This is a genomic window from Acidovorax sp. SUPP3334 (assembly GCF_030159055.1).
In the GTDB taxonomy this organism is placed as follows: Bacteria; Pseudomonadota; Gammaproteobacteria; order Burkholderiales; family Burkholderiaceae_C; genus Paracidovorax.
The window spans coordinates 1-6,277 of the sequence record NZ_BQXQ01000079.1 but is presented as its reverse complement, the minus strand read 5'-3'; the positions used below and the strand labels follow the sequence as shown (position 1 = coordinate 6,277).

At 60.2% G+C, this 6,277-nt stretch carries 7 protein-coding genes; 3 read left to right on the top strand and 4 right to left on the bottom strand.

What is annotated here, in order from left to right:
• On the top strand, positions 1 to 132 hold a 132-nt coding region (locus tag AVHM3334_RS23205), incomplete at its 5' end, for an integrase core domain-containing protein (protein ID WP_284415811.1).
• Here AVHM3334_RS23205 and AVHM3334_RS23200 read toward each other — a convergent pair.
• Genes AVHM3334_RS23200 through AVHM3334_RS23185 form a run of 4 tightly spaced genes read right to left on the bottom strand, consistent with a single transcriptional unit; the run spans position 129 to position 3,841 of the window.
• Positions 129 to 923: a glycosyltransferase family 2 protein gene (locus tag AVHM3334_RS23200; protein WP_284415809.1), complete on the bottom strand. Its 795-nt coding sequence runs from the start codon at positions 921 to 923 to the stop codon at positions 129 to 131. The genes AVHM3334_RS23205 and AVHM3334_RS23200 overlap by 4 nt on opposite strands.
• Positions 920 to 1,777 carry an O-fucosyltransferase family protein gene (locus AVHM3334_RS23195; RefSeq protein ID WP_284415808.1) on the bottom strand — a complete coding sequence of 286 codons (858 nt, stop codon included), beginning with the start codon at positions 1,775 to 1,777 and terminating at the stop codon, positions 920 to 922. The genes AVHM3334_RS23200 and AVHM3334_RS23195 overlap by 4 nt, the downstream gene beginning before the upstream one ends.
• On the bottom strand, positions 1,774 to 2,574 hold the full coding sequence (locus AVHM3334_RS23190; protein WP_284415807.1) for a DUF268 domain-containing protein: 801 nt from the start codon (positions 2,572 to 2,574) through the stop codon (positions 1,774 to 1,776). Before AVHM3334_RS23190 ends, AVHM3334_RS23195 begins: the two co-directional genes overlap by 4 nt.
• Complete coding sequence (locus AVHM3334_RS23185; protein ID WP_284415806.1) at positions 2,564 to 3,841, bottom strand: lipopolysaccharide biosynthesis protein; 1,278 nt, start codon at positions 3,839 to 3,841, stop codon at positions 2,564 to 2,566. Before AVHM3334_RS23185 ends, AVHM3334_RS23190 begins: the two co-directional genes overlap by 11 nt.
• Positions 3,842 to 3,888: 47 nt before the next feature.
• Here AVHM3334_RS23185 and gmd point away from each other — a divergent pair, with 47 nt between their 5' ends.
• On the top strand, positions 3,889 to 4,974 hold the full coding sequence (gmd, locus tag AVHM3334_RS23180; protein WP_284415805.1) for a GDP-mannose 4,6-dehydratase: 1,086 nt from the start codon (positions 3,889 to 3,891) through the stop codon (positions 4,972 to 4,974).
• A 41-nt stretch (positions 4,975 to 5,015) separates the two neighbouring features.
• The gene (locus AVHM3334_RS23175; protein ID WP_284415810.1) at positions 5,016 to 6,014 is read left to right on the top strand and encodes a GDP-L-fucose synthase family protein; all 999 of its coding nucleotides are present in this window, start codon (positions 5,016 to 5,018) and stop codon (positions 6,012 to 6,014) included.
• The last annotated feature ends 263 nt before the right edge of the window (positions 6,015 to 6,277 follow it).

The window sequence follows — 6,277 nt, the reverse complement described above, 5'->3', positions numbered from 1 at the left end:
AGCAAGGAACGCACAGCATGGTTGCCTGCGTTCCTGAGCTACTACAACGCCAGGAGGCCCCACTCCGCCTTGGGCTACAGACCTCCAGCTTCCCGACTTGCCGGGTATAACCTATTGCAACTCGACAGCTAGCGCAGCCAAGTGCGCAACACCCGGACGCCGAACTTCAAGCAAGAGACCGGCCACGCCAGCGCCAGCGCTCCCTGATGCTCAGCTCTGCCGACGGCGCCGAGCGCAGCCAGTTCACCTCGCTGCATGCGCCACAGCTGCGCGCTCAGGCCGGAGCTGCCGAAAGCAGGCTTGTACATGAACGACAGCTGCTGGGAGTGGTATGCACAGCGCCAGCCGGTCGCGATCAGTTGCAGCCAGAGAGCGTAGTCTTCGCTGAGTTGGCCATTGTCGGGAAAACGTACGCAAGCATCGCGCCGCACCAGCACGGAGGACGTGTGAAACGGATTTGAGAGCATGGCAGGGAGCAGGCCGACAACGCGGGTATTCAGCGGTTGGGGTGCACTGTCCAGCACGAAGTCCGGCATCTCCTGCGCGAGCACCCCGGAGTGGCCTCCGATCAGGTCCAAGCCTTGGTGGCACATGGTCTCCAGCTGGCGCCAGAGTTTGTCAGGCGACCAGATGTCGTCCGCATCCAGAAAGGCGATGACCTCGCCGGCAGCCATGTCCAGGCCGCGATTGCGCGCGGCTGCGGCGCCTGCGTTGCTCGGTTGCTTTACCACGCGCAGCACGAAGGCACCTGCGGGGTCGTAGCGCTCCGCCAAGGAGACGGATCCATCGCGCGAGCCGTCATCCACGCAGATCACTTCGAATGGCGGCAGGCTTTGGTTGCGCACTGAGTCCAGCGCGCGCTGCAACGTCGCTTCGGCGTTGTAGACGGGCATGACGACGGAAACGCGCGGCAGCAGGCTCATCGTGTCCCTGCGAAATCAGCGTCGAGCCGATGCCATAGGGCCAATGAAGGGTCGATCGCGGTGAGTGCAGGGCCGCGGAACCATGGCGTGGGCGCGAACACGGTGTGGGCGCGGCCCACATAGCCAGCCAGCGCACTGAACGAACTGTTGGCACAGGCCAGCACGTCAGCGTTGATCAAGGCTTGCAAAGCTTGGTCGGCTGTTTCTTTGCCGCCGAGGTGCGTGTCGAGGAACAGGCAGCGGTCTGGTGTCATCAATGGCGAAAGTATGGCCCGCGCATGGGCATAGTCGTCGGAAATGACGAGCCACTGCAGTCCAGGCCAGTTGAGCTCCAGTGTCTGCAGCACGCCGCGGTAATAGCCTTCGCCGAGCGGTCCGATCTGTTCGCGGTTGTAACGTGAGGCAGCGTAGTCGCCCCCTCGCACGTGCAGGGCTGCATAGCGTGACAAGCCCGGAGGGGCGGCGCGAAACGCCGGGCGTAACAGTTCTCGTGCCTGTCGCAGCGCGCGCTCGCTGTGGTGGCGGGGATGCTGGTAGTAGCCGTAGTGATAGCGTGCACGCCAACCGCCGTGGGCAGGGGTTGCATCGTTGTGCAGTTGACCGATCAACCGGGCTGCACGTACGAGCACGCGCTCGGCACGCCACAGCCCTGCCGTGCGGCGAGTAGGCAATTGCAGGTCGGCGAACACTTTTGCCAATTCCAGCGCGCCGATGGCTTGGTTGCCTGGTACTTTGCGCAGGAAGCTGGTGTCGAGTGCAACATCGGCTCCCGACTCGGCCAGCGTCAGCGCGTGTAGCCATTCGAAGAATTGATTGCCGAGCCCGCCGCGCAGAAAAACGCGTGTGGTGGTCATATGTGCTCGCCGGCGTGGGGGGTGATGCGCTCGAAGGTGAAGATGCCGAGGGTGTAGTCCTGCTGGTCGATTCGGTCGAATTCGGCTTCCCAATGCGGATATTCGATCACGCGGCGCTCTACACCGACCGCCGCGAATTGGCACAGCGACAGGCCTTCCGCCTTGGCCATTCGGACGATGCTGCGTGGTGAGAAAACGCGGTGGGCGTTGAACAGCACGCGTTCGATGCCGACGGGCACCGAAAGATATAGCCGGCCACCCGGCCGCACGATGTGGGCCATGTTTCGCAGGCCTGTGGCGCTGCCTGCGGGGTCGAGCACATCACCGTAGCGGCCAAGTCCAAAATGTTCAAGGGCATGCAGGCAGGAAAGCGAGTCGCAGTAGTTCGCCAGTTCCGGTGCCGGGTTCATCAGATCGGCCTGCTTGAAGCGGATGCTTGGCAGATCCGTCGTGATAGCGCGGATGTCGAAGACTTCGATGTCACGAAAACTGGCGACATGCGCCACGAAACCATCGACACGGGATCCGATGTCGACATGGCGTTCCGGCCCATGCTGGTGGATCTGCTGCGCCACGTGAAGATCCTGCAGGAAATACTCGCTCTTGGTCGTACCACCTTCTTCGTACCAGTCGTGTAGGCAGGGCATGAGTTCGAGCCGTCCTTGGTACTGGCGTCGGAAGCGCAAAAGGTCGCGCAGATAGCGCGGCGTGCCATGCAGCGAGCGCAGCAGTCTCCGCGGGTCGATGCCGAGCTGTTCCGATAGGAGCCAGTAGAACTTCTTCAGCTTAGCGTTCATGGTCAATCTTGATGAGTCCGGGCAGACTGGCGATAAAGCCGATGAAATTGATAATGAGCCAACCCGATGTTGCGCCAACCATGCCGAAACGCGAAACCATGGGTGGAATGACCAGCAGGCACAGCACCCCGGCCAGCAGGTTGACTTGCAGGATGCGTTGAATTTTTCCGCGCACAAGCCAATGAGCGTACCCCACGTTATAGAACGCGTTGATGATGGCTCCGAACAGCAGCCAACCTAGCAGGGGGTAGACCACGGAAACGGCATGCATGTCTTTCAGCCACCATTCCAATAACCGTTCTCCGCCAGCGGCATAGATGGCTATGCCGGTGATTGCTGCCAATGCGATCAACCCGAATAGCCGTCCATACAGATGGCGCAGGGCGGTTGAGTCGTCCTTGATGCGAAATGCGCGAGGTAGAACCGCCTGCATTAGCGGGTAGACCAACTGGAGCACGCCCGCCGCTGCGGAAGAGGCGATCACATAGTAGCCAAAGTCCGCGATCGGTATGAGTTTGCTTAGCAGCACCTTGTCCAGCTGCATCGTGAGCGCGCCCAGGCCCGAAGCGGCCGCGAGACCGGCGATCGCCGGCCAGGCTTGGCGGACCACATCGCCTTGCCACCGTGTGTCGCTGCGATGCGTCCCCGTAGCAGACCAAGCCACGCGGGCACGCAGGGCAGTTTCGAAAAAGCCGGCTGCGACGTGCCAAGACAGATAGGTGGTCAGCGACGGCCAGGTTGTCACGGCGAGTACGGCGCCTCCGTGGCGGAGCAGTGTGGCGGCGAACAGGATCTTGTTCAATGCCACCTGATGCTCCGTGCCGACAAGGAGGCTACGGTAAAGCGACCCCGGGAACATCGTTGCGAAGATGGCAGCCGCTCCGATCACCGCGGCGTGGCCGTTGGCCTGATCGGCCTCATCCAGATGGAGCCAGTGGCGTGCGATCGGGGCTGCGAGCAGGACCAGCCCGAGGCCGATCAGCAGTGCAAGCGCCCAGTAAATACGCTCGAAGCCATATAACAGTGCGGCTGTGCGCGGCTTGGCCACGCCTTCGCCGGCGGCACGCAACGAGATCTCGCGCACCAAGGCCTGGCTCATGCCTGCGTCGAGCAGGTTGAGCACGGCCTGCAGTGTCGTGACGAAGCCCACCAAACCGAACTGCGGGGGGCCGAGCGCAGCGAGATACCAGGGTAGGGCAAGGATGGGCGCGAGCGCGACCGCGCCTGAACCGACGTAGTTCGCCAGAATGTTGCGCTTAAGGGACATGAAAGAGTGCAGCGCCTATGATTGGGTCGTCTTTCTTACCTCTATACATGCAAAAAGTCGCGCTTATCACCGGCATCACGGGCCAGGATGGGGCCTATCTGGCCGAATTCCTGCTGGGCAAGGGTTACGTCGTGCACGGCATAAAACGCCGGGCATCGTTGTTCAATACTGATCGCATCGACCATCTCTATCAAGATCCCCACATTACTGACCGCAATTTGATCCTGCATTATGGTGATCTGGCCGACAGCACGAACCTCATTCGCATCATTCAGCAATCACAGCCCGATGAAATCTACAACCTCGCGGCCATGAGCCACGTGGCTGTCAGCTTCGAGACGCCCGAATACACGGCCAATGTGGATGGGATTGGCACGCTGCGCATCCTGGAGGCGATTCGAATCCTGGGCATGGAGCGCAAGACGCGCTTCTACCAGGCCAGCACTTCAGAACTCTACGGGTTGGTGCAGGAGGTTCCGCAGAAGGAAAGCACGCCTTTCTATCCGCGCAGCCCCTACGCCGTGGCCAAGCTCTATGCCTACTGGATCACGGTCAACTACCGGGAGGCTTACGGCATGTATGCTTGCAACGGCATCCTGTTCAACCACGAAAGCCCAGTGCGCGGCGAGACCTTCGTGACGCGAAAGATCACGCGCGCCATGGCGCGCATTCACCTGGGCCTGCAGGATTGCCTGTACCTTGGTAATCTCGATGCACTGCGCGATTGGGGCCACGCGAAGGACTACGTGGAAATGCAGTGGCTCATGATGCAGCAGGATGTGGCCGAAGACTTCGTCATCGCAACAGGCGTGCAGCACAGCGTGCGTGACTTCGTTTTGGCGGCGGCGCATGAACTCGGCATGAAAATCGAGTGGTCGGGCCATGGCGTGGATGAGACAGGTCAGAACGCGCATGGTCGCGCTATCATCAAAGTGGACCCGCGATACTTCCGACCGACGGAAGTCGAATCTTTGCTTGGTGATCCCACCAAGGCTCGGGAAAAGCTCGGCTGGACACCACGCATTGGATTTGGCGAACTCGTGGCCGAAATGGTGCGTGAGGACCTGAAAAGTGCCCAACGCGACGAGTTGGTTAAGAAATACGGATTTTCTGCCTACGACTACAACGAATGACGGCAAAGGTGGCAAAGGTGGCAAAGGTGGCGATTGTGGAAATGGACAAGAACGCCAAGATCTATGTAGCAGGTCATCGCGGCATGGTGGGCTCGGCCTTAGTGCGCAAGCTGGCCGAGCGTGGTTACGAAAACCTAGTGACGCGCACGCATGCCGAACTGGACCTGCTGGATCAGTCTGCGGTACATGCCTTCATGGCACATGAAAAGCCCGAGTACGTGTTCCTTGCCGCGGCCAAGGTGGGTGGCATACAGGCCAACAACGTTTCGCGGGCAGACTTCATCTATCAGAACCTCGTGATTGAGGCCAACGTGATCCATGCAGCGCATGCCGCCGATGTGCAGCGGATGTTGTTCCTGGGGTCGAGTTGCATTTACCCGCGCGACTGCCCGCAGCCGATCAAGGAAGAATATTTGCTGACGGGACCGCTCGAGCCCACCAACGAGCCTTACGCCATTGCCAAGATAGCGGGCATCAAGCTCTGCGAGAGTTTCAACCGTCAATACGGTCGGCATTACGTGAGCGCGATGCCGACGAACCTCTATGGCCCCAACGATAACTACGATCTCAACACCTCGCATGTGCTCCCTGCTTTGCTACGTAAGGCCCATGAGGCAAAACGGCGCGGCGATCACGTGATGGAGCTATGGGGATCGGGCCGGCCGCGTCGCGAATTCATGCACGTGGACGACATGGCTGACGCCTGTGTGTTCCTGATGGAGCAACTCGACATCACAGATGGCCTGTTCAATGTGGGCACGGGAACTGACGTCACGATTGAAGAATTGGCCCGCCGGATCATGGATGTGATCGGCTTCGAGGGCTCGCTGGCTTTCGACCCGAGCAAGCCCGATGGCACGCAGCGAAAACTGCTGGACGTGGGCATGCTACAGCGCCTTGGTTGGAGTGCAAGCATTCCGCTAGACGCTGGGATAGCCCAGGCTTATCGATCGTTCCTCGAGACGCCAGTAGGTTCGGTTAAACAAGAGATTCCGGCCAATGCCGACTACGTTAGGAATGAACTGCACAGTGCGCATTGACACATGCGTTGCGCCTGCTTGGACATAGTGCTGTGAGCGGCGACCTCATCCGTCTATTGGCTTTTTAACTCGCAGGTGCTCAGCACCGCCTTTAAAGAACAGCAGGTGCCTCCTTGCTGGCCTTTGAGCAAACAAGGGGCGGATTCAAAAGTGAAGTGCAACACCTTGGGTTCAATGAATCTCGGTGGAGTGCTGCGGGCTGTTGATGAGCAACTCCCGGTAGACCGCCAGAGGTGATCGTACCCCGAGGCCTTTCCTGGGCC

Excerpts from the sequence above, each read along its gene's own strand:
- AVHM3334_RS23200 (WP_284415809.1), bottom strand. The coding sequence starts at position 923 with ATGAGCCTGCTGCCGCGCGTTTCCGTCGTCATGCCCGTCTACAACGCC.
- gmd (WP_284415805.1), top strand. The coding sequence starts at position 3,889 with ATGCAAAAAGTCGCGCTTATCACCGGCATCACGGGCCAGGATGGGGCC.
- AVHM3334_RS23195 (WP_284415808.1), bottom strand. The coding sequence starts at position 1,777 with ATGACCACCACACGCGTTTTTCTGCGCGGCGGGCTCGGCAATCAATTC.
- AVHM3334_RS23175 (WP_284415810.1), top strand. The coding sequence starts at position 5,016 with ATGGACAAGAACGCCAAGATCTATGTAGCAGGTCATCGCGGCATGGTG.
- AVHM3334_RS23185 (WP_284415806.1), bottom strand. The coding sequence starts at position 3,841 with ATGTCCCTTAAGCGCAACATTCTGGCGAACTACGTCGGTTCAGGCGCG.
- AVHM3334_RS23190 (WP_284415807.1), bottom strand. The coding sequence starts at position 2,574 with ATGAACGCTAAGCTGAAGAAGTTCTACTGGCTCCTATCGGAACAGCTC.